The sequence below is a fragment of the Arthrobacter sp. ATA002 genome, assembly GCF_026898095.1.
Taxonomy (GTDB): Bacteria; Actinomycetota; Actinomycetes; order Actinomycetales; family Micrococcaceae; genus Arthrobacter_B.
This window is the reverse complement of sequence record NZ_CP114015.1, coordinates 374,337-397,755: the sequence shown is the minus strand read 5'-3', so window position 1 is coordinate 397,755 and position 23,419 is coordinate 374,337. Positions and strand designations below refer to the sequence as shown.

At 66.5% G+C, this 23,419-nt stretch carries 16 protein-coding genes and 4 pseudogenes; 8 read left to right on the top strand and 12 right to left on the bottom strand.

Annotation, left to right across the window (positions count from 1 at the left end):
* The first annotated feature begins 368 nt into the window (after positions 1 to 368).
* On the top strand, positions 369 to 824 hold the full coding sequence (locus tag OL239_RS02055; protein ID WP_268910525.1) for a universal stress protein: 456 nt from the start codon (positions 369 to 371) through the stop codon (positions 822 to 824).
* Between the two features lie 111 nt (positions 825 to 935).
* Here OL239_RS02055 and OL239_RS02050 read toward each other — a convergent pair.
* A pseudogene (locus OL239_RS02050) lies at positions 936 to 2,434 on the bottom strand (MFS transporter).
* A gap of 147 nt (positions 2,435 to 2,581) precedes the next feature.
* On the opposite strand from OL239_RS02050, the gene OL239_RS02045 reads away from it, so the two are divergent.
* From OL239_RS02045 to OL239_RS02035, 3 genes are all read left to right on the top strand, one after another.
* Positions 2,582 to 3,154: a TetR/AcrR family transcriptional regulator gene (locus OL239_RS02045; protein ID WP_268910524.1), complete on the top strand. Its 573-nt coding sequence runs from the start codon at positions 2,582 to 2,584 to the stop codon at positions 3,152 to 3,154.
* A gap of 59 nt (positions 3,155 to 3,213) precedes the next feature.
* Positions 3,214 to 3,681: a ribonuclease E activity regulator RraA gene (gene rraA, locus OL239_RS02040; protein WP_268910523.1), complete on the top strand. Its 468-nt coding sequence runs from the start codon at positions 3,214 to 3,216 to the stop codon at positions 3,679 to 3,681.
* A gap of 99 nt (positions 3,682 to 3,780) precedes the next feature.
* Positions 3,781 to 4,272 (top strand): dienelactone hydrolase family protein, encoded by a 492-nt coding sequence (locus tag OL239_RS02035; protein ID WP_268910522.1) that lies wholly within the window; start codon positions 3,781 to 3,783, stop codon positions 4,270 to 4,272.
* Here OL239_RS02035 and OL239_RS02030 read toward each other — a convergent pair.
* The 5 genes from OL239_RS02030 to OL239_RS02010 form a co-directional block, all read right to left on the bottom strand.
* Complete coding sequence (locus OL239_RS02030; protein ID WP_268910521.1) at positions 4,269 to 5,114, bottom strand: HpcH/HpaI aldolase/citrate lyase family protein; 846 nt, start codon at positions 5,112 to 5,114, stop codon at positions 4,269 to 4,271. The genes OL239_RS02035 and OL239_RS02030 overlap by 4 nt on opposite strands.
* Positions 5,115 to 5,227: 113 nt before the next feature.
* Entirely contained in the window at positions 5,228 to 5,428 is a 201-nt protein-coding gene (locus tag OL239_RS02025) for a hypothetical protein (RefSeq protein WP_268910520.1), read from the bottom strand.
* Positions 5,429 to 5,450: 22 nt separating this feature from the next.
* A complete protein-coding gene (locus OL239_RS02020) occupies positions 5,451 to 6,848 on the bottom strand; it encodes an FAD-binding oxidoreductase (protein ID WP_268910519.1) in 1,398 nt (465 codons plus the stop codon).
* Between the two features lie 2 nt (positions 6,849 to 6,850).
* On the bottom strand, positions 6,851 to 8,698 hold the full coding sequence (locus OL239_RS02015) for an L-lactate permease (RefSeq protein WP_268911639.1): 1,848 nt from the start codon (positions 8,696 to 8,698) through the stop codon (positions 6,851 to 6,853).
* Positions 8,699 to 8,962: 264 nt separating this feature from the next.
* Entirely contained in the window at positions 8,963 to 10,537 is a 1,575-nt protein-coding gene (locus OL239_RS02010; protein ID WP_268910518.1) for an alanine/glycine:cation symporter family protein, read from the bottom strand.
* A 178-nt stretch (positions 10,538 to 10,715) separates the two neighbouring features.
* Between OL239_RS02010 and OL239_RS02005 the strand changes: the two are divergent.
* The 4 genes and pseudogenes from OL239_RS02005 (at position 10,716) to OL239_RS01990 (ending at position 15,497) form a co-directional block, all read left to right on the top strand.
* A pseudogene (locus tag OL239_RS02005) lies at positions 10,716 to 12,217 on the top strand (mannitol dehydrogenase family protein).
* Positions 12,218 to 12,306: 89 nt separating this feature from the next.
* A complete protein-coding gene (locus OL239_RS02000) occupies positions 12,307 to 13,665 on the top strand; it encodes an ABC transporter substrate-binding protein (RefSeq protein ID WP_268910517.1) in 1,359 nt (452 codons plus the stop codon).
* Positions 13,662 to 14,606, top strand: a complete 945-nt coding sequence (locus OL239_RS01995) for a carbohydrate ABC transporter permease (RefSeq protein WP_268910516.1) — start codon at positions 13,662 to 13,664, stop codon at positions 14,604 to 14,606. Before OL239_RS02000 ends, OL239_RS01995 begins: the two co-directional genes overlap by 4 nt.
* A gap of 14 nt (positions 14,607 to 14,620) precedes the next feature.
* A pseudogene (locus tag OL239_RS01990) lies at positions 14,621 to 15,497 on the top strand (carbohydrate ABC transporter permease).
* Positions 15,498 to 15,519: 22 nt separating this feature from the next.
* Here the strand turns inward: OL239_RS01990 and OL239_RS01985 are convergent.
* The 6 genes and pseudogenes from OL239_RS01985 to gcvP all read right to left on the bottom strand — a co-directional run bounded on the left by OL239_RS01985 (position 15,520) and on the right by gcvP (position 23,291).
* Complete coding sequence (locus OL239_RS01985) at positions 15,520 to 15,942, bottom strand: ChaB family protein (RefSeq protein ID WP_268910515.1); 423 nt, start codon at positions 15,940 to 15,942, stop codon at positions 15,520 to 15,522.
* 106 nt (positions 15,943 to 16,048) lie between these two features.
* Entirely contained in the window at positions 16,049 to 17,464 is a 1,416-nt protein-coding gene (locus OL239_RS01980) for an L-serine ammonia-lyase (protein ID WP_268910514.1), read from the bottom strand.
* A 9-nt stretch (positions 17,465 to 17,473) separates the two neighbouring features.
* Positions 17,474 to 18,775, bottom strand: a complete 1,302-nt coding sequence (gene glyA / locus OL239_RS01975) for a serine hydroxymethyltransferase (RefSeq protein ID WP_329609324.1) — start codon at positions 18,773 to 18,775, stop codon at positions 17,474 to 17,476.
* On the bottom strand, positions 18,772 to 19,149 hold the full coding sequence (gene gcvH, locus OL239_RS01970) for a glycine cleavage system protein GcvH (protein WP_268910513.1): 378 nt from the start codon (positions 19,147 to 19,149) through the stop codon (positions 18,772 to 18,774). Before gcvH ends, glyA begins: the two co-directional genes overlap by 4 nt.
* Positions 19,150 to 19,245: 96 nt before the next feature.
* On the bottom strand, positions 19,246 to 20,367 hold the full coding sequence (gcvT, locus tag OL239_RS01965) for a glycine cleavage system aminomethyltransferase GcvT (RefSeq protein ID WP_268910512.1): 1,122 nt from the start codon (positions 20,365 to 20,367) through the stop codon (positions 19,246 to 19,248).
* Between the two features lie 18 nt (positions 20,368 to 20,385).
* Positions 20,386 to 23,291: pseudogene (gene gcvP / locus OL239_RS01960) on the bottom strand (aminomethyl-transferring glycine dehydrogenase).
* Positions 23,292 to 23,419 lie beyond the last annotated feature (128 nt).

The following is a 23,419-nucleotide window of genomic DNA, read 5'->3' as shown; positions in this document are numbered from 1 at the left end:
TGCGCATGCGGTACGCCCGGTCCGGGGCGGGTGGATTCCCGCACCGGAAAAGCGTAAGTATGCTTACTACCCTAGACCCGCCGCCCCGTCCGCCTCAAGTTCAGCTGGCTGGGTTAAAACAGCATGCTGAGGAACCCCACGCTGACACTGGCGACCAGCGCAATAATCAGAAGCCAGACGATGACGGTTCGATACTTGTTCATGGTTCGCATAGTCAGACGAGTCTACCCAGCCGGCCGGCGAAGGGCGCGAAACGGGCGCATGATGCCGCAACCCCCTCCCCTGCTGCCCTGCCACGGGGGAGGATGATGGGATACGGCGGGCAGGATTCGCTCACGGCCGGAAACACCGAAAGGAACGGGGTCGCGATGAACACTGGTGATAAGGGCAGCAAACGGATCGTCGTGGGCGTGGACGGATCCAGGCTCTCCGTCGAAGCACTGCGCAAAGCCCACCGCCTTGCCAAGGTGCTCGGCTGCTCCCTGCAGGTGGTCACGGTGTGGGAGCAGGCCATCTCGCTGACGCCCCCCGTGCCCTCGGCCGTGTGGTCTCCGCACGTGGAGGCAGAGCACACGCTGGACGAAGTGCTGGAGGAAGCGTTCGGCAGTGATCTTCCGGCGGACCTGACGCGCATTGCCTTGGTGGGCCAGCCGGTGGAGCTGCTCATCGAGGCCAGCCGCGGCGCCGAAATGTTGGTGGTCGGCAACCGTGGCCTGGGCGGTTTCGCCGGGCTTCTGCTCGGATCCGTCAGTTCACTGCTCGCCGCGCACGCGCGCTGCCCCGTGCTGATCGTTCACCTCGGGGAAACCGGAGAATCCGCCTAGCCACACCAGCGGTGTTCCGTGCGGGCACAACCGTGCGGGCACAACCGTGCGGGCGCCGCTGGCGGGTACTGGCCGGCGGTACCTGCGGGCCCGCACCCGCTGCGGCCGCGGTTAGTGGTCCGCAGCCGCCCGGCGCAGGATAATGACGGCGCCTGCGGCGGCCACCAGCATCAGGACCACGCCGATCAGCGAGGTGGTGACGACACCGGAATCGAAAGCCGCCCGGGCCGATTCCAGCAGCTCGTGGGCGGCACCCTCCGGCAGCCCCCGGGCTGCCTCGACGGCGCCGCCGAGGGTTTCGGAGGCGGCTTCGGCATCGGCGGGAGCGAGCCCCGCCGGCAGCACGACGCCGTTCCGGTAACCGGCCGTCAGGATGCTGCCGAGCACCGCAGTACCCAGGACGGCCCCCACTTCGTAGGCGGTCTCGGAAATTGCCGAGGCTGCGCCGGCCTTCGTGGGCGGTACGGAGGACAGGATCAGGTCATTGGAGATGGTTTCCGCTGCGCCGACGCCAAGGCCCAGCACCATGAAGGCGACCAGCAATCCACCAAAGCCACCGTCCGCTCCGGTGGCCAGGATGATGGTGTAACCCACGGCATTGAGCAGCAGGCCGCCGGCAATGATGTAGCCCGGGCGCACATACCGGACCACGCGCACCACGGCCAGTCCGGCAATGATGGTCAGCAGCAGCCCCGGCAGCATGATCAGCCCCGCTTCCCGGGTGACTTCTCCAGCACCAGCTGCAGGTGCTGGGACAGGAAGAAGATGAATCCAACCAGGGAGAAGACACTCAGCAGGTTCGCACCGATGGACCCGCTGAAAGTGGGGTTGCGGAACAGCCGGACGTCCAGCATCGGATGCAGGCGCCGGAGCTGGCGGCGGACAAAGAGCACACCGAAAACCAGCCCGGCGGCGATGGGCACCAGGGATTCGCTGCCGACTCCCGACGTCGCAATGGCCTTGATTCCGTACACGACCGGGAACATGGCAGCCATGACCAGCAGGATGCTCCACAGGTCCACCGGCCCCGGATTCGGGTCGCGCGATTCGGGCAGCAGCATCGGCCCAAAGACCAGCAGCGGAATGAGCACCGGAACGGACAGCAGGAACACCGAGCCCCACCAGAAGTGCTCCAGCAGCAATCCGCCGACAATGGGTCCGAGTGCGGCACCGCCGGAGAAGCCGGCGGCCCACACGGCAATGGCGATCCTCCGCTGCGACGGAACGGTGAAAATATTCCGGATCAGCGACAGCGTGGCCGGCATCAGCATTGCACCGAAGAAGCCGAGCAGGGCACGGGCACCGATCAGCGCCTCCGGGGAGGGCGAGAAGGCGGCCGCGGCTGAGACCAGGCCGAACCCGGCACTGCCGGTCAGCAGCAGGCGGCGCCGCCCAATCCGGTCACCCAGGGCACCCATGGGGACCAGCAAACCGGCCAGGACCAGGGCGTAGATGTCCACGATCCAGAGCAGTTCCGTCCCGGACGGCGCCAGCGCGCGGGACAGGGATGGAATAGCGAAGCTGAGGACGGTGTTGTCCACTGAAATCAGGAGCACCGGCAGCATCAGGACGGCAAGTCCGAGCCATTCGCGCCGTCCGGCTCGGTGCATCCGGGGCGTTTCCTGTACGGCAGGCACAGCTGTCTCCTTCGTAGTAGTCGCAGGGGTATGGCAGCAGCGGCAGGACGGAATCCTCACATCCGAACCACGTACTGTACCGTCTAGACTGTACAGCACAGGATGGCGTAGCGTAAACGTATGCCTGAACACCCTTCCACCCGGGACCGCATCCTCTCCGCCTATGAGGAACTGCTGATCAATGAAGGTCCCCGCGGCGCCACCTTGGATGCCGTGGTGACACTGGCCGGCGTCTCGAAGGGCGGGCTCCTCTACCACTTCAAAAACAAGGAAGCCCTGGCTGCGGCCCTCATCGCCCGCCTCGAGGACCTGGCCGCGGCGGACATGCGGGCCATGGCCGCCGATCCCGAAGGCCCGTCGCGGTACCTGGTCCGGGAATCGGTCTATGTTGGAAGCCCCCTGGACCGCGCGCTGATCGGCGTCGTCCGCCTGGCCCAGGCATCGGACCCGGAGGCGTCGGCGGTCCTGGAACGGATTCACCGCAGTTGGATGGATTTAATCCTCGATGAGATGGGCCACCCCGGTATTGCCCGCGCCATCCTCCTGCTGGGCGACGGCCTGTATTACAACGAGGGGCTGCCCGGCGGCTGGCCCCGGGAAGAGGACTCTTCCACCAAGGAGTCCGTGGCTGAACTGCTGGAGGTCGTGAACGTCCTGAAGGCCCACGCCGCCGGCATTCCGCAGCCGCACTAGCCCGGCCCGAACAGCACCGGTGTCACGGCCCGGAGTGCACCATGTGCCACAGTGGAACCATGGACATCAGCACAGCAGACCTCTATGACGAACACGGCGAGACCCTTGCCTCCGTGTCCCTGCAGTTTCAGGACCTCGGCGGAAAGGTCCGTTTTACGGGTCCGGTGCGCACCGTTCGCTGCCTGGAGGACAACGGCCTGGTGAAGTCGGTCCTCAATTCCCCCGGCAACGGCGCGGTGTTGGTGGTCGACGGCGGCGGCTCCCTGAACAGTGCGCTGATGGGGGATATGATCGCCGAGGCAGCCGTGGCGAACGGCTGGGCCGGCGTCGTCATTAATGGCCCCATCCGGGACCGCGCCGCCGTCGCAAAGCTGCCGATGGGCGTGAAGGCGCTGGGCTCGAACCCGCGCAAGAGCGCGAAGGACTCCGTGGGCGAGGTGGACGTTCCCGTGGAGTTCGGGGGCGTGACGTTCCGCCCGGGTGCGGTCCTCTACGCCGACGACGACGGCATCCTGGTCGAACGCTAGGCGTATTCCCATGGCCAATGTCCTGCTGTTCCATCATGCCCAGGGGCTAACCCCGGCCTGGATGCCTTTGCCGACGTGCTGCGGGAGGCCGGGCACACCGTGACGGTCCCCGACCTCTATGACGGGCACACCTTCATGCACATCGGCGACGGCACGGCGTATGCGGAAGAGACCGGGTTCCAGGAACTGGAGGACGCCGGAGTCCGGATCGCCGGGCGGTTTCCGCCGAACCTGGTCTACATCGGATTCTCGCTCGGCGTCATGCCCGCCCAGCGGCTGGCCCAGACCCGGCCCGGCGCCCGGGGCGCGGTGCTGGTCAGCGGCTGCGTCCCGCTGGGCGTGTATGCCGACACCTGGCCCGCGGGAGTTCCGGTCCAGATCCACGGGATGGACGCCGATCCCATCTTCGTGGACGAGGGGGACCTCAGCGCAGCGGAAAACCTGGTGGAAACCAGCGCCGACGCGGAGTTGTTTCTCTATCCGGGCAGCTCTCACCTGTTTGCGGACATCAGCCTGGAGGACTACGACGAAACGGCAGCACCCGCGCTCACGGCGCGGGTGCTGGAATTCCTGGCCCTAACCGACGCTTAGGCGTTCCACAGTCCGTAGGAGTCCGCCAGCGAGGAAATCTTCTGGGCGCGGGCCAGCCGCGGCAGGTAGGAGCCGTCGCCCACCACGGCGCCGGCCGCATGGGCTTCGAGCAGCTCGTGCGCCCAAAGGACCTCCGACTCACTCGGGGACAGCCCGTGGTTGATCGTGTCCGCGGCATCGGGCAGCAGGCACAGCTTGCCGGTCATGCCCATGGACTGGGTGACCTTGCAGGCGTCCAGGAGCTTCTCGCCCAGCGCGCCGACAGTGGGGCCGTCAATCGGCCCGGGCAGCTGTCCCACACGGGACGCAACCACAAGCTTGGACCGCGCATAGGCCAGCGCCATCGGATCATCGGAAGCCCCGGTGTCACGGCGGAAGTCACCCACTCCGAAAGCCAGGCGGAAGGTGCCGGGGGCGGAAGCAATCGCCGTCGCATTTTCGATGCCCAGGGCGGATTCCACCAGCGCGAGCACCGGGGTTCCGGCCTGCAGGCGCATGGCCGTATGGGTGACCTGCTCGGGCTTTTCAGTCATTGCCAGCATGACGCCGCGCAGGCCGGGGGCCTTGGATAGGGCAGCCAAGTCATCGGCCCAGTAGTCGGTTTCGATGCCGTTGACGCGCACCCACGCCGTCATGCCGGTGGAAAGGGCCTCGACCACGCGTTCGCGCGCTTCGGCTTTGCCTGCCGCCGGAACGGCGTCCTCCATGTCAAACACCACGGAGTCCGCTTCGGACGCCAGCGCCGGCGCAAAGTTCGCCTCATCTGCAGCAGATGCCAGCAGCCAGGAACGGGACAGTTTTGCGGGCAGCGACGCGGCGCGGCTGTTTCGGAAGGGTGCCATGAATAAGACACTACTTATCCGGGGGCAGTTCCTAAAATGCGTGCGCGAATATGTGCGGACCGTCACTTCATCCCCGCAGTGCGCCGGAGTCCCCGAACTCCGGCGTCCTGGAACTAGGGGCCCATCTCCGAACCGCCGGCCGGTCCCGCAGCGGCGCGCATTTCAGCGATCCGCAGCCGCAAAAACATAATTGCCAGCACCAGCGCCCAAACCACCAGGACCGCCACCGCGGCAATAACCAAGAAATAGAGCAGGACAAAAATCAGCCCAACACCGGAAGCAGCCATCATCATTCCCCCACTTATATCGGACAAGTTCTCCGATCCTACACGCGGCTCAGATGGCTTTGCCGGGATTCAGGATACCGAGCGGATCGAGGGCCCGGCGGATGGCGTGCTGCACACCGAGCGACACGTCCCCCAGTTCCGCGCCCACCCAGTCCCGCTTGAGCAGGCCCACACCGTGTTCTCCGGTCAGGGTTCCACCGAGCCGGTTCGCGAGGAAGAACATCCGGCCCAACGCGTCTTTGGCCGGCCCGTCATCCACCGGATCCTGCGGGTCCATCACGATCATCGGATGCAGGTTCCCGTCCGAGGCGTGGGCGATGGTAAAAATCCGGGTGCCCGTCTCTGCAGCAATATGCTCAAGTCCGGCGACCGCTTCCGCCAGCCGTCCGCGCGGCACTCCTATGTCTCCGATGGAGACCCGCCCGAGCTTCTCCAGGGAGGGGATGGCCTCGCGGCGTGCCCGGAGAAAGGCCGCGGCTTCGTCGTCGTCGGCTGCGCTTCCGCAGGAGGCGGCATGGGGACGGATGGCTTCCAGGGCCACGTCCTGTTCCAGATACGCACCGTAGCCGTCGGTCTGCACGAGGAGAAAGGAGGCGCCGCGGGAACGGTAGCTGGTGCCGAGCGCCGCGTCGACGGCCTGCAGGGTGGGCCCGTCGATCAGTTCCATCATCGAGGGCTGGATGCGCGCGGCGACCACGGCCGATGCGGCCCGGGCGGCGCTTTCGACGTCGCGAAAAAACGCGGCCACCGTGGCCGTGGCCACCGGCAGCGGGCGCAGCCGCAGGGTGGCTTCGACGACGACGCCGAGCGTCCCTTCGGAGCCGATGATCAGCGCATTCAGGTCGTATCCGGTGACGCCTTTGATGGTTTGCCGGCCGGTGTGCAGTTCGCGCCCGTCGGCCAGGATGACCCGCAGCGCCAGCACCGATTCGCGGGTGACACCGTACTTGGCACACCGCATCCCGCCGGCGTTGGTGGCGATGTTTCCGCCAATGGAGCAGATGGCGGTGCTTGCCGGATCCGGAGCATAGAACAATCCGTATTCGGCCGCGGCGGCATTGAGTTCGGCGTTCAGCACCCCGGGCTGGACCACCGCGAGCTGTTCCACCGGATCGATGTGCAGGATCCGGTTCATCCGCGACACATCCAGCACCACTTCACCGGACTGCGCCGACGATCCCCCCGCCAGGCCGGTGCCCGCCCCGCGCGGCACCACCGGCACGCGGTGGGCCGTTGCCAGCTTCAGGGTGGCAGCAACATCTTCCGCGGATTCAGCAAACACCACGCCGTCCGGATGCGAGCGTGCCACGAAGCCGGAGCGGTCGGTGCTGGCAGCTTCACGGTGCCCGGCATCCCGGGAGGCATGCGGCGCCCCATCGAGCAGGGTGTCGCTGGCCCCCGACCCCGACGGATCAAGTGCGGGCCCGGAATCGGAGAAAAGACTCATGTCTAGGGCACCATCCAGCCCAGGACCGACGTCGACTGCAGCCAAATCAGCAGGGTCATCAACACCAGCAGTCCCAGGCTCCAGCCGATAAGTTTGCGCAGCAGCGTGCTTTCCGCCCCTTCCAGCCCAACCGCGGCGGCGGCTATGGCCAGGTTCTGCAGCGACAGCATTTTGCCGAGTACGCCCGCGGATGAGTTCGAAGCCGCCATCAACGTTGCGGACAGCCCGGTTTCATTGGCGGCGGCCACCTGCAGCTGGCCGAAGAGGGAGTTGGAGGAGGTGTCCGACCCGGTCAGCGCCACCCCGATCCAGCCCAGCAGCGGTGACAGCAGGGCAAAGAAACCGCCGGCCGATGCAAGCGCCACCCCCAGCGTGGTGGTCTGGCCGGACAGGTTCATGACGAAGGACAGTGCCAGCACGGCGCACACCGTCACAATCGTCCAGCGCAGCTGTTTCAGGGTCTCCCCGTAAACCTTCAGCCCCTGCGCCGGGCGGATCCGGTACAGCAGCATCGTCAGGATTCCGGCCAGCAGCAACAGGGTTCCGGTGGCGCGGACATGGTCAAACCGGAGCGTCTGCGCACTGATCGCCTGGCCGTTCGAGTCCACCACGTCCAGCCCGGGCCAGCGGAAGGTCACGCTGCCGATCTCGGTCAGCCAGGCCTTGACGGCGGGCACCTGGGCCAGGGAGAACACCGCGATGATGATCAGGTACGGGGCGGTGGCCATCCAGACACTGCGGGCATCGGGCCGCACCGTGCCGCCGGCCGGAACGGATGCCGCCCCGGCGCTTTCGGGTGCGCCCCCGGTGCTGCCCTGCGGTGAAGGCGCGGGAGTGCTGCCCGCGCTGACGGGTGAGGCGTAGGCGGAAGCGCCGCCGACCGGCGCAGCCGCAGACCGGCGCCCGCGGCGGCCCCCGCCCTGGCCAACACCCTGGCCTCCGCCCTGCGGAAGATCTGGCGGAGGCGCTGGCGGAAGACCCGGCGAAGCATCCTGCGGGGCGGCATTTTCCACCTGCCCGGACATGCCAATCAGTTCCGCCGGCTGCCAGACCCGGAGCATGAGCAGCACGGCAATAACCGTGGCTACGGCGGCGACGACGTCGGTCAGCTCCACCACGAAGTAGTTCGAGGCCACGAACTGGGCCAGCCCGAAGACAGCGCCCGAGACCAGTGCCACCGGCCACGTTTGCCGCAGGCCCCGTTTCCCGTCCACCAGGAAGACCAGGATCAGCGGCACGACCAGGGCTATGAACGGGGTCTGCCGGCCGGTCATGGAGGACAATTCCTGCAGGGGAATCCCGGTGACCCCGTTCAGGGCGATGATGGGTGCGGCCATGGCGCCGAACGCGACCGGCGCCGTGTTCGCCAGCAGGGCAACGACAGCGGATTTCAGGGGCTTCATCCCGGCCGCCATCAGCATGGCCGCCGCAATCGCCACCGGCGCCCCGAACCCCGCCAGGGACTCCAGCAGCGCCCCGAAGCAAAAAGCGATGAGGATGGAGAGAATCCGCAGGTCATCCGAAATGGAGCGGATGGTTTGGCCCAGCACTTCAAACCACGGTGTTGCCACCGTCAGTTTGTAGATCCACAGCGCGTTGATCAGGATCCACAGGATGGGAAAGAGGGCGTAAAACGCCCCGAGCCCCGTGGCGGCAGTCACCTGGTCCACCGGCATGCGCCACACCACCGCGGCCAGCAGGATGGAGAGCACCAGGCTGATGGTTCCGGCCTGCCAGGCCTTCATCCGGAAGACTCCCAGCAGGATAAACAGCAGGACCAGCGGCAGGGCCGCCAGAGCCGCCGAAAGCGCTAAAGACCCGCCGGCCGGATCGAGAATTTGCTCAAACACCTGCGCATGGATGTCCACGAAAACCCCTTTGTTCCGCCGTGGCCGCCGCTCCTTCCGGGCAGGAACATCCCCGCCGCGGTGAACGTAGCGTTGACCCTAGGCCCGCAGGAGCCGGGGGTCAACGGGGCGGCGCCAAGAAGCCCGCCCGGGCAGAAAACCCGTTAGTCCGCCGTCCGGGTTTTGCGGTCCCGGCCCGGGGCCGGCACGGCCAGGGCAGTCATCGTGACGCAGCGCACCCGCGTTGTGACCGTCCGCTGCCGGAATCTACCGTTGCGGTGCGGCCTCTTCGACGTCCTCGTCCTCGATGCCGAGCATTTCCAGCTTGCCGCTCTTCCGGTCCGCCAGGTATTCCTTCATTTCGCGTTTGACGACCGGCAGGAGCAGGTACACGCCGAGCAGGTTCACGAAGGCGCACACAAACAGGGCCGCATCGGTGAAGCTGATGACCTGGCTGAAGGACAGCACGCAGCCGGCCACCGTGAAGGTCAGGAAGATGACCTTGTAAGCGATCTCGCGGCGCCGGCCGCGCCCGAAGAGGTACTCCCACGACTTGAGGCCGTAGTAGCTCCAGGTGATGAGCGTCGAGTAGGCAAAAAGCGCGACGGCGATGGACAGCACCAGGGGGAACCACGGCAGGACGGTGGCAAAGGCGTCGGAGGTGAGGATTACGCCGTCGGGCGCGTCTCCCCCGCCCTGCACCTGGTCGATCCCAGCCTGCAGGCTGGGCGCGCCGGCCAGGATGATGGCCAGGGCGGTCATGGTGCAGACCAGCACGGTGTCCACGAGCGGTTCGAAGAGGGCGACAAACCCTTCGCTGACCGGCCGGCGGGTCTTGACGGCGGAGTGTGCGATGGCGGCCGAGCCCACACCGGCTTCGTTGGAGAAGGATGCACGCTGGAAGCCGACAATCATGACACCGATGACGCCGCCCGCGAAGCCCTCGGGGCGGAAGGCGCCGTCGATGATCGCACCGAAGGCGGCCGGCACGTTCTCGAAGTTCACAACGATCACAAACAGGCAGGCCAGGATGTACACGGCAGCCATTGCCGGCACCAGTTTCGAGGTGGTGGCACCGATTGATTTGATGCCGCCCAGGATCACCACGGCCACAAGCACGGCCAGGATGACGCCGAACACCAGGGCCGCTCCGGCGCTGCCGAGCAGGCCGTCCTCACCGCCGGTGACGTTCTGGATCTGCGCGAAGGTCTGGTTGGCCTGGAACATGTTGCCGCCGGCCACACCAAAGAGCAGGATGGCAACGGCGAAAATTCCGGTCAGGATCTTGGCCGGCCACCGCCCGAAGCGCTTGAACGCCACGGGTAGGTACTTAAAGGGACCGCCGCTGACGGAGCCGTCGGCGTGGACTTCACGGTATTTCACGCCGAGAGTACATTCGGCAAACTTGGACGCCATGCCCAGCAATCCGGCCAGGATCATCCAGAAGGTCGCCCCGGGACCGCCCAGCGCCATGGCGGCGCCGACGCCGGCAATGTTGCCCAGCCCCACGGTGCCCGACAGCGCGGACGTCAGCGCCTGGAAGTGCGGCACCTCCCCCGGATCATCCTTGGAGGAGTACTTGCCGCGGACCACCTGGGCGGACACTTTCAGGCCGCGGAACTGGATGAACCCGAAATAAACGGTGAAAACAATGCCGGCAATGATCAGCCACGCGACAACCGCCGGAAAACTGAGCTCGCCGATGGTGATCGGAAAGAACACGATCGCCGAAAAGACCGCGGTGATCGGTTCGAAGAACGAATTGATGGCCGCGTCCACGGACCCCAGCCACCCGACCTCCTCGGATGCCGGTGCCATCGGAAGGGATCGGGGTGCGTTCATCGCTTAAACCTCTGGTCTCGCTAAGCCTGCTGTCGAATGAGTGGACCCAGCCTTGCTTAAACCCCGGGCGTATTACAAATCACAAGAGGTTTGGAATAAGACTTCCCGCCCGGCCGGGCCCCGTCCGCCCGCATGCTAGATTGATCGGCACCCATCCGTCCCGTCCCCAGGTGTGACCATGAGAAAACTCAGCACGTCCATGTTGCCCGCCCTCTCCGCCACGCTGCCGGTGCCGTCCTATGACCGCTCTCAACTCACCGTGGGGATTGTCCACTTCGGTGTGGGCGGCTTCCACCGCGCCCATCAGGCCATGTACGTGGACCGCCTGTTGTCCGCAGGTGCTGCCGGCGACTGGGCCATCTGCGGAGTGGGTGTCCTGCCCTCCGACGCGGCCATGAAAACCGTGATGGAAAACCAGGACTGCCTGTACACGCTGGTGCTCAAGAATCCGGACGGAACCCGGGAGGCGCGCGTCGTCGGCTCCATCATCGAGTACCTGCTGGCGCCGGAAGACCCGGAGGCCGTCATTGAAAAAATGGCGGCGCCAGGCACCAGGATTGTTTCGCTGACCATTACCGAGGGCGGATACAACTTCCACCACGTCACCGGCGAGTTCGACGCCGCCAACCCCGCCGTGGCGGCGGACCTGGCGCCGGGAGCGGTGCCCTCCACGGTTTTGGGCTGGTCACCGAGGCGCTGCAGCGGCGCCGGGACCGCGGACTGCCGCCGTTCACGGTGATGTCCTGCGACAACATCCAGGGCAACGGCGATGTCGCCGCCAAGATGTTCACCGCATTCGCGCGCCTTCGCAGTCCCGGGCTGGCCCGCTGGATACAGGAGAACGTCGCTTTTCCCAATTCCATGGTGGACCGCATCACGCCCGTCACCACCGATGAGGACCGGGCCATGGTGGCGCAGGACTTCGGTGTGGAGGATGCCTGGCCGGTGGTCAGCGAGGACTTTGAACAGTGGGTGCTCGAGGACAGCTTTCCGCTCGGCCGCCCGGCCTTCGAGGACGCCGGCGTCCAAATGGTCGACGACGTCGAACCCTACGAACTCATGAAACTGCGCCTGCTTAACGCCAGCCACCAGGGGCTGTGCTATTTCGGCCGGCTGGCCGGCTACCGCTACGCGCACGAAGTCTGCCAGGACCCGCTTTTCGCGCGGTTCCTGCTCGATTACATGGACCGGGAGGCCACGCCCACGCTCAAGGCGCTGCCGGGCGTGGACCTCGCCGCGTACAAGCACAGGCTGATCGAACGCTTTTCCAATGAATACGTCCGTGACACCCTGGCGCGGCTGTGTGCCGAAAGCTCGGACCGGATTCCCAAATGGCTGCTCCCGGTCATCCGGGAGAACCTCGCCGCCGGCGGGGAGATCCACCGCTCGGCCGCCGTCGTCGCCAGCTGGGCGCGGTACGCGGAGGGCACCGACGAAGAGGGTACGCCGCTGGAGGTGGTGGACCGGCTGCGCGAACCGCTCATGGCTGCCGCCGCCCGCAACCGCGAGGATCCGCTCGCTTTCATTTCCAACCGGGAGCTGTTCGGAGACCTGCCCTCGGATGAACGGTTTGTGCGCGCCTACACCGGCGCGCTGGCCTCGCTGCACGCCGCCGGCGCCCGGGCCACGGTCCGCGGGCTGGTTCCGGACCGGTCCGGCGATCCGGGAGAAGGAATTTAGGTGCCGCACCAGTTGCCCATTTGAGTCCGCCTGCCTAGAGTGACTCCACACACGCGGGCAGGGCAACTCTCACATGACAAGGAAGACGTATGAGATCACCACGCAGCAGCCGCCGGGCCGCGGCAGCCTGGGCAGCCGCGGCTGCCCTCACGCTTACCGGTTGCGGCGCCGACAGTTCCGCCGGGCCGGAGGAGATCGTGGTGGCGATCGTCTCTAATCCGCAGATGACGGATGCGATTTCCCTCGAGGAGGACTTCCGCGAACAGTACCCCGACGTCGATGCCCGGTTTGTCTCGCTGCCGGAAAACGAGGCCAGAGCCAAAATCACCGCGTCGGTGGCCACGGGCGGCGGGGAGTTCGACGTCGTCATGATCTCCAATTACGAGACCCCCATGTGGGCTGAGAACGGGTGGATCACCAACCTGCAGGAGTACGCCGACACCACCGGGGGCTACGATCCGGATGATTTCGTTCCGAATATCCGGGAAGCACTGAGCTACGAGGGGGACCTGTATTCCGTCCCGTTTTACGGCGAGTCCTCGTTCCTGGCCTACCGGGAGGACATTTTCGAAGCCGAAGGCCTGGTGATGCCGGAGCGGCCCACCTGGGAGGACGTCACCGGCTTCGCCGAACGGCTCCATGATCCGGACAACGGTTTCTCCGGCATCTGCCTTCGGGGGCTGGCCGGCTGGGGAGAGGTCATGGCGCCGCTGAGCACCATGATGAACACCTACGGCGGAGGCTGGTTCGACGAGGACTGGAACGCCACCCTGGATTCCCCGGAGGTGGAAGCCGCCGTGACCGACTACGTGGACCTGGTGCGCACCTCCGGCCAGCCCGGCGCGGCCACCAGCGGATTCGGGGACTGCCTGACCCAGTACAGCCAGGGCACCGCGGCCATGTGGTACGACGCGACGTCCATGGTCTCTTCGGTGGAGGATCCGGCATCCTCCCTGGTCGTTGGAAAAACCGCCTACGCGCAGGCCCCGGTGGAGGAAACGGAATCCTCCGGCTGGCTGTACAGCTGGTCGCTGGCAATTCCCGAAACGAGCCAAAAGAAGGATGCCGCCTGGGACTTCATTTCCTGGATGACCAATAAGGAATACATCCAGCTGGTGGGCGAAGAGATCAGCTGGGAACGGGTGCCGCCGGGAAGCCGCCTGTCCACCTACGAAATCCCCGAATATGCCGCCGTGGCGGAGAACTACGCCGACCCCACGCTCTCGGCCATGGCCGGAGCATCGCAGGACACCAGCATGGTCTCCGGCGTTCCCTACCCCGGCCTGCAGTTCGTGGGAATTCCCGAGTTCCAGGACCTGGGCACCCGGGTAGCGCAGCAGATTTCGGCTGCCATCGCCGGCCAAAAGTCAGTGTCCGAGGCGCTGGAGCAGTCCCAGCGCTACGCGCAAACTGTGGCTGAAAGCTACCAGTCAGGAGAGAACCAATGACCAGCCTGGTAGACCGGCACCATCAGAAGGTCCGCCGCGACGCGGAGGAGCGGCAAACCCGCGGCATGTCGCGCGCCGAGGGATGGCGGCGCCGGGGGCCGCTGCTGCCCGCCCTGGTCTTCACGCTGATCGTGACCCAGGTGCCCTTCCTGTTCACCATTTGGTATTCCCTGCAGAACTGGAACCTGCTCAATCCCGAAGGCGACCGGTTCGTGGGACTGTCCAACTACGTGGAAATCTTCGCCGATTCCACCTTCCGGCAGGCCGCCCTAAACAGCGTGATCTTCACCTTGGGCTGCGTGTTTTTCGCGATGCTCCTGGGGATTATCTTTGCCCTGCTGCTGGACCGCTCCTTTGCCGGCCGCGGCGTGGTCCGGACCCTGCTCATCACGCCGTTCCTGATCATGCCGGTGGCCGGATCCCTGCTCTGGTCCGTCTCCATCCTCAATCCCAGCTACGGCCTGCTGAACTGGCTGATCGGCCTGGTGGGCATTTCCCCGGTGGACTGGACCTCCACCCATCCGATTGCCTCGATCCTGATGTCCCTGGTGTGGCAGTGGACGCCGTTCATGATGCTGCTGGTCCTGGCCGGGCTGCAGGCGCAGCCCAAGGATGTGCTGGAAGCGGCGCAGGTGGACGGTGCCGGCTGGTGGCGGACCTTTATCTCCGTGACCCTTCCCCAGCTCCGCCGCTACATTGAACTGGGCATCCTGCTCGGCGCGATCTACGTGGTGAACACCTTCGACCAGATTTATCTCATGACGGCGGGCGGGCCCGGCACAGCCAGCGCCAACCTGCCGTTCTACATCTATCAGCGGGCCTTCCTGGGCTTCGATATTGGGCAGGCCGCCGCGATGGGCGTAGTGGTGGTCATCGCCACGATCATTATTGCCACCTTCGCCCTCCGCCTGATCTTCCGCAGCTTCGACGTAAAGGACTAGCCGTGGCCACGCAGATAGAACCGGCTTCCACCGGAAGCACCCCGCCGGAAAGCCGGCCGCAGCCGGCGGTCCGCCGCGGACGGCCCCGCACGGGTGCCTCGCTCCTGACCGCGCTGACGTGGGTCATCGCCATCGGGTTCTTCTCCCCGGTGCTGTGGATGGTGCTTACCTCGTTCAAGCAGGAGTCCGCGGCGGCTTCCAATCCTCCGACGTTCTTTTCACTCCCACCCTGGACCAGTACCGGGCCGTCCTCGATGCCGGAGCGGGTTCCTATTTCGTCAATTCGATGATCGCCACCGGAGTATCGACAATCCTCGTGGTGATCATGGCGGTGCCGGCGTCCTATGCCCTCAGCATCCGGCCGGTCAAGAAGACTCAGGACGTGCTGTTCTTCTTCATCTCCACCCGGATGCTGCCTGTCGTCGCCGTCATCATGCCGATCTACGTCATTGCGGGCCAACTGAAGGTGCTGGACAACATCTGGACCCTGGTTGTCCTTTACACCTCGATGAATCTGCCCATCGCGGTGTGGATGATGCGCTCCTTTTCCAGGAGGTGCCCACCGAGGTGCTCGAGGCCGCGCAAATGGACGGAGCCGGGCTGCTCAAGACCCTGTGGCGGGTCCTGATGCCCATGGTGGCCCCCGGCCTGGCCGCCACGGCGCTGATCTGCGTCATTTTCGCCTGGAACGAGTTCTTCTTTGCCCTGAACCTCACAGCCGCCAGATCCGCAACGGTCCCGGTGTTCCTGGTGTCACAGATGACCAGTGAGGGCCTGTACCTGGCGCAGCTGTCGGCGGCTTCGGTCCTCGCCTCGCTGCCGGTGGTGCTGGCCGGATGGGTAGCCCAGAAGCAGCTGGTCCGCGGCCTGTCGATGGGCGCCGTGAAGTAACGGAAACCCGGAGCCGGCAGCGCTAGCGTTCGCGGGCCCGGCGGGTTTCCTTCTCATTGGCCTTTTGGATGGCGTCCACCAGTTCTTCCTTGGTCATTTTCGAGCGGCCGGAGATATCCAGCTCTGAAGCCACCCCGTACAGGTGCTCCTTGGTGGCGTTGGCGTTGACCCCGCCGGCAGTGTCACCGCCGGACCCGCGGCCGCCGGCAGCCTTGGCGTCGGAGGGGCCGGATTCGTCTTTGGCTTCCCAGTGGTCGCCGACTTTTTCATGAGTGTGCTTCAGGGCGGCATACGCGGTGCGGGCGGCCCGCTCCCCGTCGCCGTATTCCTCAACCGCCGAGTCGTATGTCTTGGCGAAGGTGTCCTGGGCCTTCTTATCCGAGCGCTGCAGCGTGGACGGGATCTCGTCTCCGATGGCGTGGCCGTTCTTTCCGGTCTTCGGCATGATGCGTCCTTTCCAGCCATGACGGGTTCCTTCCCCGGCAAACGGTAAGCGTACTTATTGTCTACCAAAGGAACAGCATCGGCTCAACCTGCCGCAGCGGCTGAATTCAGCATTCCACCACGTTCACGGCGAGGCCGCCGAGCGCGGTTTCCTTGTATTTGGAGCTCATGTCCCGGCCGGTTTCGCGCATGGTGACAATGACTTCGTCCAGAGATACGCGGTGGTCGCCGTCGCCCCAGAGCGCCATCTTTGCGGCGTTGACGGCCTTCGCGGCGCCGATGGCGTTGCGTTCAATGCACGGGACCTGCACCAGCCCGCCGATCGGATCACAGGTCAGGCCCAGATTGTGTTCCATGGCGATTTCGGCGGCGTTTTCCACCTGTTCGGGGGTTCCGCCCAGGATTTCGGCCAGACCGGCGGCCGCCATGGACGACGCCGAGCCGACCTCGCCCTGGCAGCCCACCTCGGCGCCGGAGATGGAGGCCTGTTCCTTGTACAGGACACCCACGGCGCCGGCAGCGAGCAGGAACCGCACGACGACGTCGTCCTTCTCTTCCTGCGTGGCGTTTTCCATCCCGGGACCGTAGTGGGTGGCATAGAACATGACGGCGGGGATAATGCCGGCAGCACCGTTGGTGGGCGCGGTGACCACCCGGCCGCCGGAGGCATTCTCCTCGTTGACCGCCAGCGCCACCAGGTTCACCCATTCCTGCCAGAACTTCGGGTCCCGGTCCGGGTCTTCGGCGCGCAGCCGGGTGTGCCAGGCCGGCGCGCGGCGGCGGACCTTCAGCCCGCCCGGGAGCAGGCCGGTGCGTCGGATGGCCGAGTTCTTGCACTCCTCCATCACGTCGCGGATGTGCAGCAGGCCCGCACGGATTTCTTCCTCCGTGCGGGACGACTTTTCGTTGGCGAGCATGACGCCGGAGATGCCCAGTCCGTTGCCGGTGCAGTGCTCCAGGAGCCCGACGGCGGTGCGGAACGGGAAGGGCAGCTGCGCCTTGGTGGACTCCAGCTCCTCGCGGGCGGCGTCTTCTTCGCCCTCGCGCACAATGAAGCCGCCGCCCACGGAGAAGAAGGTGGCCGCATGCAGCACGGATCCGTCGGCAGCGCTGGCGGCAAACTTCATGCCGTTGGTGTGCCGGGGCAGGACGGTGAGCGGATGCAGGACGATGTCCGCTTCCCCGTATTCCAGCACACAGGGATCGGCGCCCGGCACCTGCGAGCACAGCTGCAGTTTCCGGGTCGCTTCGATGGCGGCGAGGCGTTCCTCGACTTCCTCGGGCAGGATCTTTTCCGGAGCGAAGCCCTCCAGGCCCAGCAGCACCGCGGTCATGGTGCCGTGGCCGCGGCCGGTCGCCGCGAGCGACCCGTACAGGTCCACGCGGAGACCGGCCACGGAGCCCAGGATGCCGGCGTCGACCAGTTCCGCCGCAAAAACGGCAGCGGCGCGCATCGGCCCCACGGTGTGTGAGCTCGACGGGCCGATGCCCACGGAGAACAGGTCAAAAACGCCAACAGCCATCAGGATTCCTTACACGTGCGCCGGGTCGGAGGCCAGGTTGGCTACCCCGGTGTACAGCGGATGCGCCTCGGCCAGCGCGGTGACGCGTGTCTTCAGCGGCGAGAGGTCCTCGTCCGCGCCGGCAATGAGGGCCAGGGCAATGATGTCGGCGACTTCCCGGAAGGCGTCTTCATCGAAGCCGCGCGTGGCCAGGGCCGGGGTGCCGATCCGCAGGCCGGAGGTCACCATCGGCGGCCGCGGATCAAACGGGACCGCGTTGCGGTTCACGGTGATGTCGATCTGCGCCAGCCGGTCTTCGGCTTCCTGGCCGTTGAGCTCGGCGTCGCGCAGGTCAACGAGCACCAGGTGCACGTCGGTGCCGCCGGAGACCACGGAGATGCCCTTGGCGGCGACGTCCTCGGCCAGCAGCCGCTCCGCGAGGATCCGGGCGCCGGCCAGCGTGCGCTCCTGGCGTTCCTTGAACTCCGGTGTGCCGGCGATCTTCAGGGCGGTGGCCTTGCCGGCAATCACATGCTCCAGCGGGCCGCCCTGCTGACCGGGGAACACCGCCGAATTGATCTTCTTCGCAATGTCGGCGTCGTTGGAGAGGATGATGCCGCCGCGCGGACCCGCGAGGGTCTTGTGCGTGGTGGAGGTGACCACGTGGGCGTGCGGGACCGGGCTGGGGTGCAGTCCGGCGGCCACCAGGCCGGCGAAGTGGGCCATGTCAACCATCAGGTAGGCGTCCACCTCATCGGCGATGCGGCGGAATTCGGCGAAGTCCAGCTGGCGGGCGTACGCGGACCAGCCGGCCACGATCAGCTTGGGCTGGTGCTCGCGGGCCAGGCGCTCCACCTCGGCCATGTCCACCCGGTGGGTGTCTTCTGCGACGTCGTACGGCACCACGTTGTAGAGCCGGCCGGAGAAGTTGATCTTCATGCCGTGCGTCAGGTGGCCGCCGTGTGCCAGCGACAGGCCCAGGATGGTGTCGCCCGGGCGGATCAGGGCGTGCATCACCGAGGCATTGGCCTGTGCGCCGGAGTGCGGCTGCACGTTGGCGAAGCTGGCGCCGAAGAGGTCCTTGGCCCGGTCGATGGCCAGCTGCTCAATGACGTCCACGTATTCGCAGCCGCCGTAATAGCGGCGGCCCGGGTAGCCCTCGGCGTACTTGTTGGTCAGGACCGAGCCCTGGGCTTCCATAATGGCCACGGAGGTGTGGTTCTCCGAAGCGATCATTTCCAGGCCGGACTGCTGGCGGCGGCGCTCGTTGTCGATCTGCTCCGCCACCTCCGGATCAATCTGCGCGAGGGAGGAGTTCAGGTAATCGGTCACAGCTCGCCGCCGTTCTTTTCCGCGTACTCCTCGGCGCTCAGCAGTTCACCTTCGGAGGTGGTGTTGACGGTGAAGAGCCAGCCGGCACCGTACGGGTCTTCATTCAGCAGGGCCGGGTTCTCGATGGCTTCGGAGTTGATCTCCACAATCTCACCCGACACCGGGGCATACAGGTCGGATACGGACTTGGTGGATTCCACTTCGCCGCACGTTTCGCCGGCGGTGATCACGGTGCCGACCTCGGGCAGGTCAACGTAGACCACATCGCCCAGGGCGTCGGCGGCAACCGCTGAGATGCCAACCTTCACGGGGCTGGAGCCGTCCACCCACTCGTGTTCAGCGGAGTAGCGGAGTCCTGCGTTCACTTTGCTCATGGGGTTGCCTTTCGGTGCATCTGGAGTTCTGCGGGTTAGTTCAAAGTCTAGGTCGGTACTCCGGCAGCACGGCATTCCGCCGTGCTGCCGGGAAGGTCACTGTCCGCGCTTGTAGAACGGGAGCTGGACAACCTCGAACGGTTCGGGCTTGCCGCGGAGGTCCACCTGCACTTCAGTGCCGGGCTCCGCGAAGGCGGCGTCCACATAGGCCAGAGCGATCGGATGGCCCAGGGTGGGGCTGGGCGCGCCGGAGGTGACTTCACCGATGACGCTGCCGTCGGAGAGGACCGGGTAGTGCGAGCGGCCGGCGCGGCGCCCGGCGCCCTTCAGCCCCACGAGGCGGCGGGCCGGGGCCTGCTGCTTCTTGGCCTCCAGGGCGGCTCGGCCCACAAAGTCGCCCTCCTTGGACAGAGCGACGACGGGGCCGAGGCCGGCAGCGTAGGGATCCAGCTCCAGCGACAGTTCATTGCCGTACAGGGGCATGCCCGCTTCCAGGCGCAGCGAGTCACGGCAGGCCAGGCCGGCGGGAATCAGGCCCCGGTCCGCGCCGGCGTCCAGCAGTGCCGCCCACAGGATGGCCGCGGCGTCGTTGGGCACATAGATCTCGAAGCCGTCCTCGCCCGTGTAGCCGGTGCGGGCCACCAGCAGGTCGGCGCTCCAGGCACCCAGCGCCATCGGCACCTTGGCCGCGGCGTAGTACTTCATTCCCGTCACCGCGTCCCGGTGTTCGGCGGGAACCAGGGCCAGCAGGATGGCCTCGGCGTTGGGGCCCTGCACGGCCACCAGGGACGTGTCGTCGGAGATGTTGCGAACGGTGACGTCAAAACCCTCGGCGCGCGCTGCCAGTTCGGCGGCCACCACCGGCGCGTTGCCGGCGTTGGGCACCACCAGGTAAGTGTCGTCGTCGAGCCGGTAGCTGATCAGGTCATCGATGATCCCGCCGTCGACGCCCGTGATCAGCGAGTACTTGGCCCTGCCCACCTTCACAGCGGACAGCTTGCCCACCAGCGCGTAGTCCAGGAAGGCACCGGCGTCCGGTCCGGTGACTTTCACTTCGCCCATGTGGGAGAGGTCGAACAGGCCCGCTGCCTTGCGGACGGCGTGGTGTTCGGCCAGCTCGGAGCTGTATTTGAGCGGCATCTGCCAGCCGCCGAAGTCGGTGAAGGAGGCACCGAGGCGTTTGTGCTCTTCGTAGAGCGCAGTGTATTTCTCAGTCATTGTTTCAGCCTTTGCGCTCTAGTTTTCGAAGTCTTCGATGGGCGGGCAGGAGCAGATGAGGTTGCGGTCCCCCGCGGCGCCGTCGATCCGGCCCACCGGCGGGAAGTACTTGTCCATCCGCTGGCTGCGCATCGGGAAGGCAGCCTGCTCCCGCGGGTAGGCGCGGTCCCATTCGTTGCCGGCCAGGACGACGGCGGTGTGCGGCGCGTTGCGCAGCGGGCTGCCCTCGAGGGAAAGTCTCCGGCGGCCACCTGGTCGATTTCGGCGCGGATGGCGATCATGGCGTCGATAAAGCGGTCAATTTCGCCCAGGTCCTCGGACTCGGTGGGCTCCACCATCAGGGTGCCGGCCACCGGGAAGGACAGGGTGGGCGCGTGGAAGCCGTAGTCCACCAGGCGCTTGGCCACATCTTCGGCGGTCACCCCGGTCTTCGCGGTCAGGTCGCGCAGGTCCAGGATGCACTCGTGCGCCACAAGTCCGCCCTTGCCCGTGTAGAGCACCGGGAAGTAGTCGTTGAGCCGTGCCGCCACATAGTTGGCGGCCAGCAGGGCGCTCTTGGTGGCTTCGGTCAGGCCTTCCCCGCCCATGAGGTTCACATAGGCCCAGGAGATCGGCAGCACGCCGGCGGAACCGAAGCGCGACGCGGACACGGGGATGTCCTCGCCTTCGGTCCAGGTGGCGGCGTCGCCGGGCAGGAACGGTGCCAGGTGGGATTTCACGGCCACCGGGCCGACGCCGAGGCCGCCGCCGCCGTGCGGGATGCAGAAGGTCTTGTGCAGGTTCAGGTGCGATACGTCGCCGCCGAAGTCGCCCGGCTGGGCCAGCCCGACGAGCGCGTTGAGGTTGGCGCCGTCAATGTAGACCTGGCCGCCGGCTTCGTGAACGGCGTCGCAGACGTCGCGGACGTCGTCGTCGAACACGCCGTGGGTGGAGGGGTAGGTGATCATGATGGCCGCGAGGTTCTCGCGGTGCGCGTCGATCTTGGCGCGCAGGTCCGCGTGGTCGATGGCGCCGTCGGAGGCGGTCGCCACCACCACCACCTTCATGCCCGCCAGGACGGCGGAGGCGGCGTTGGTGCCGTGCGCCGATGCCGGGATGAGGCAGACGGTGCGCTGATCGTCACCGCGGGAGGAGTGGTAGCCGCGGATGGCCAGCAGGCCGGCGAGTTCGCCCTGTGAGCCGGCGTTGGGCTGGATGGACACCTTGTCGTAGCCGGTGATGACCGCGAGCTTTTCTTCGAGATCCGCGATCAGTTCGCGCCAGCCCTCGGTCTGGGAATCCGGGGCGAAGGGGTGGATGGTGGCGAACTCGGGCCAGGTCATGGCCTGCATTTCGGCGGTGGCGTTGAGCTTCATGGTGCAGGAGCCCAGCGGGATCATGGTGCGGTCCAGGGCCAGGTCGCGGTCCGAGAGGCGGCGCAGGTAGCGCAGCATCTGGGTTTCGGAGCGGTAGGAGGAGAACACCGGGTGCGTCATGAACTCCGAGGTGCGCCGGATGTCCTCCGGCAGTTCGAAGCCTTCCGGCTCGGCGGCTTCATCAACGGAGGCGCCAAAGGCGGCGGCGACGTCGGCGAGAACAGCCGGCGTCGTCGTCTCATCACAGGAGATGCCCACGGTGTCGGCGTCGATGCTGCGCAGGTTGATGCCGCGGGCTTCGGCGGCGGCAACGATTTCGGCGGCGCGGCCCGGGACACGGGCGGTGACGGTGTCGAAGAAGCTCGTGTGGAGCAGTTCAATTCCGGCGGCCTGCAGGGCGGCGGCCAGGGTGCGGGCGGAGTCGTGGGCGCGGCGGGCAATCCGCTTCAGGCCCCCGGGGCCGTGGTACACGGCGTACATGGAGGCAACGATGGCCAGCAGCGCCTGCGCGGTGCAGATGTTGGAAGTGGCCTTCTCCCGGCGGATGTGCTGCTCGCGGGTCTGCAGTGCCAGCCGGTAGGCGGGGGTGCCGGCGGAGTCCTTGGAGACGCCCACCAGGCGGCCGGGCAGTGAACGCTCCAAGCCCTTGCGGACGGCCATGTACGCGGCGTGCGGGCCGCCGAAAAAGAGCGGAACGCCGAAGCGCTGCACGGAGCCGACGGCGATGTCGGCACCCTGCTCGCCGGGAGGCGTGATGAGGGTCAGGGCCAGCAGGTCCGCAGCCACGGTGACGAGGGCTCCGCGTTCCCTGGCTTCGGCAATCAGGGCGGCAAAGTTGCGGACTGCGCCGGAGACGCCCGGCTGCTGCAGGACCAGGCCGGTGATGTCGCCGTCGGGCAGGCCGTTGGCCAGGTCGGCAACGACCACATCAAAGCCCAGGGCCTTGGCGCGGCCCTTCACCACGGCGATGGTCTGCGGCAGGGTTTCCGAGTCCAGCACAACGGCGCCGTTGGCCTTGGACTTGTTCGAGCGGCGCATGAGCAGCACGGCTTCGGCCACTGCGGTGGCTTCATCGAGGAGGGAGGCGTTGGCGATGGGCAGGGCGGTGAGGTCCTGGACCATGGTCTGGAAGTTCAGGAGGGCTTCGAGGCGGCCCTGGGAAATTTCGGGCTGGTACGGGGTGTATGCGGTGTACCAGGCGGGGTCCTCGACGACGTTGCGGAGGATCACCGGCGGAGTGTGCGTGCCGTAGTAGCCCTGGCCGATCATCTGCACGGCCGTCTTGTTCCTGCCGGCGATGGCGCGCAGCTGGGCGAGGGTTTCCTCTTCGGAGCGGGCGGGGTCCAGGATCAGCGGGAAGTTCTGCCGGATGGCGGCAGGAACGGCCATGTCCGCCAGCGCGTCCAGGGAGTCATATCCCACGGCCCTGAGCATCGCTGCGGCGGAGCCGGCGCGGGCACCAATGTGGCGGTCAACAAAACCCTCGGCGAGCGGCGCAGCTGCGGCGGAACCAAGGGAGTTCGCGGCGGACGTGGCGGGGGTTTCGGCAGTGGACAGATCAGCAGTCATTCTGGGCTCCTGGAAAGGCAGACGGGGTACGCCAACAAACGTTGGGTCCTCCCCGCTCTGTATTGGACCTGAGAGATTCCGCGGAGATGGCTCCGCTTGCACCGTCGGTGAGAGGCGCACAAAGTGCG

What these genes read in the sequence shown, in the direction of transcription:
- OL239_RS02055 (WP_268910525.1), top strand. Translation starts at nt 369, where the DNA reads ATGAACACTGGTGATAAGGGCAGCAAACGGATCGTCGTGGGCGTGGAC.
- OL239_RS02045 (WP_268910524.1), top strand. Translation starts at nt 2,582, where the DNA reads ATGCCTGAACACCCTTCCACCCGGGACCGCATCCTCTCCGCCTATGAG.
- rraA (WP_268910523.1), top strand. Translation starts at nt 3,214, where the DNA reads ATGGACATCAGCACAGCAGACCTCTATGACGAACACGGCGAGACCCTT.
- OL239_RS02030 (WP_268910521.1), bottom strand. Translation starts at nt 5,114, where the DNA reads ATGGCACCCTTCCGAAACAGCCGCGCCGCGTCGCTGCCCGCAAAACTG.
- OL239_RS02020 (WP_268910519.1), bottom strand. Translation starts at nt 6,848, where the DNA reads ATGAGTCTTTTCTCCGATTCCGGGCCCGCACTTGATCCGTCGGGGTCG.
- OL239_RS02010 (WP_268910518.1), bottom strand. Translation starts at nt 10,537, where the DNA reads ATGAACGCACCCCGATCCCTTCCGATGGCACCGGCATCCGAGGAGGTC.
- OL239_RS02000 (WP_268910517.1), top strand. Translation starts at nt 12,307, where the DNA reads ATGAGATCACCACGCAGCAGCCGCCGGGCCGCGGCAGCCTGGGCAGCC.
- OL239_RS01995 (WP_268910516.1), top strand. Translation starts at nt 13,662, where the DNA reads ATGACCAGCCTGGTAGACCGGCACCATCAGAAGGTCCGCCGCGACGCG.
- OL239_RS01985 (WP_268910515.1), bottom strand. Translation starts at nt 15,942, where the DNA reads ATGCCGAAGACCGGAAAGAACGGCCACGCCATCGGAGACGAGATCCCG.
- OL239_RS01980 (WP_268910514.1), bottom strand. Translation starts at nt 17,464, where the DNA reads ATGGCTGTTGGCGTTTTTGACCTGTTCTCCGTGGGCATCGGCCCGTCG.
- gcvH (WP_268910513.1), bottom strand. Translation starts at nt 19,149, where the DNA reads ATGAGCAAAGTGAACGCAGGACTCCGCTACTCCGCTGAACACGAGTGG.
- gcvT (WP_268910512.1), bottom strand. Translation starts at nt 20,367, where the DNA reads ATGACTGAGAAATACACTGCGCTCTACGAAGAGCACAAACGCCTCGGT.